General features: G+C 77.3%; 1 protein-coding gene. It reads right to left on the bottom strand.

The genetic code is table 11. The features are described 5' to 3' along the window. Positions 1–1628: SpnB-like Rossmann fold domain-containing protein (locus ABT093_RS40870; RefSeq protein WP_350572584.1), on the bottom strand; the 1628-nt coding region annotated here is incomplete at its 3' end. Positions 1629–1646 lie beyond the last annotated feature (18 nt).

Genomic DNA, 1646 nt, shown 5'->3' with positions numbered 1-1646 from the left:
GGATCCAGAACCGGACCGGCATCAGCGGCCACCTCGGCACGGACCAGACGGGGCACGACAATCCCGCCATCACGCCAGGCCACCTGCGACTCGCCCGAGGCGAGCGCGTCGGCCGCCAGCGAGGCGGGCGCCGACGAGCCGTCGGTGTCCACCAGGACGATGCGGCCCGGGTGCTCCAGCTGCGCGGTTCGCACCAGGCCCCAGACGGCGGAGGCCGCCGGGTCCTCGGCCGCGTCGGCCGTCAGCACGGCGACCGGACGCTCGGAGTCCCCGGCCAGGTGCTCCTGGAGCCGGGCGAGCGCCGTCCCGGCCGCCTCGCGGGCCGCCCGCGGCGCGGACAGCCCCTCGGGGAGGGCGGTGAGGTCGAGCACGTCCGGCGCCGCCGCGCCGGCCGCCGCCTTCGGCAGCTCGGCCGGCACCCAGTCGAGGCGGTACAGGTGCTCGGTGGCGTCCTGGGCGGTGGAGAGCCGCTCGGGCGCCACCGGCCGCAGGACCAGCGCCCCGATGGCGCCGACCGGCCGGCCCGCCGGATCGGTGAGGGCGAAGGAGACGGCGTCCGGCCCCTCCCGCCGGGCGTGCACCCGCAGGGCCGTCGCCCCCGAGGCGAACAGGGCAACGTCGTTCCAGGCGAACGGCAGCAGGACCTCCCCCGGGCGGGCCACCGGAGCAGCGCCCAGGTTGGCCGCCTGCAGCGCCGCGTCCAGCAGGGCCGGGTGGAGACCGAACCGCCCGGCGGACTCGGCCAGTTCAGCAGGAAGGGCGACCTCGGCGAACACCTCCTCGCCCGAGCGCCAGGCGGCCCGCAGGCCCTGGAAGGCGTCGCCGTACGCGTAGCCGGCCTCGGCGAGGCCCGGGTAGAAGCCGTCGAGGTCGACCGGCTCCGCGCCGGGCGGCGGCCAGGACTCGTAGCCGAACTCCGGTGCGTGCTCGGACGCCAGGAAGCCGGTGGCGTGCCGGGTCCAGGCGCCGCCCTCGCCGTCGTCGGGCCGTGCGTGCACATGGACGGCCCGACGGGCGTCGTCGGCGGCCGGGTCGACCGTGACGCGGACCTGGACGCCCCCGCGCTCCGGCAGGATCGCGGGCGCCTCCACCACCAGCTCCTCCAGCCGGCCGAGCCCGGTCTCCTCCCCCGCGCGCAGGGCGAGTTCGAGGAAGGCGGCGCCGGGCAGCAGGACCGTCCCCGACACGGCGTGGTCGGCCAGCCACGGGTGCGACCGGGTCGACAGCCGGCCGGTGAACACCGAGCCCCCGTCCGGCAGTTCGACCAGCGCGCCGAGCAGCGGGTGCGCGGCTGCGGCGACGCCGAAGGCGGTCACGTCGCCGGTGCCGGCCACGGGCTCCAGCCAGTAGCGCTGGTGCTGGAAGGGGTAGGTGGGGAGGTCGGCGGGGCGGACGCGGCCGGCGCCGGCGTAGGTCGCCGACCAGTCCACGGGCACGCCGTGGACGTGGAGTTCGGCGGCGGCCAGCAGGACACGGTCCCAGCCGCCGTCGTCGCGGCGCAGGGTGCCGGTGACCACGGTCGGGGCCTGGACGGCGTCCTCCAGGGCCTCCACGATGCCGTGCGCGAGGACGGGGTGGGCGCTGACCTCGACGAAGCAACGGAAGCCCTCGGCCGCCAACGTCTGCACGGCTTCGCCGAATTGAAC

This window comes from Kitasatospora sp. NPDC002551 (assembly GCF_040296005.1).
Classification (GTDB): Bacteria; Actinomycetota; Actinomycetes; order Streptomycetales; family Streptomycetaceae; genus Kitasatospora.
This window is presented reverse-complemented; position numbering and strand designations above follow the sequence as displayed.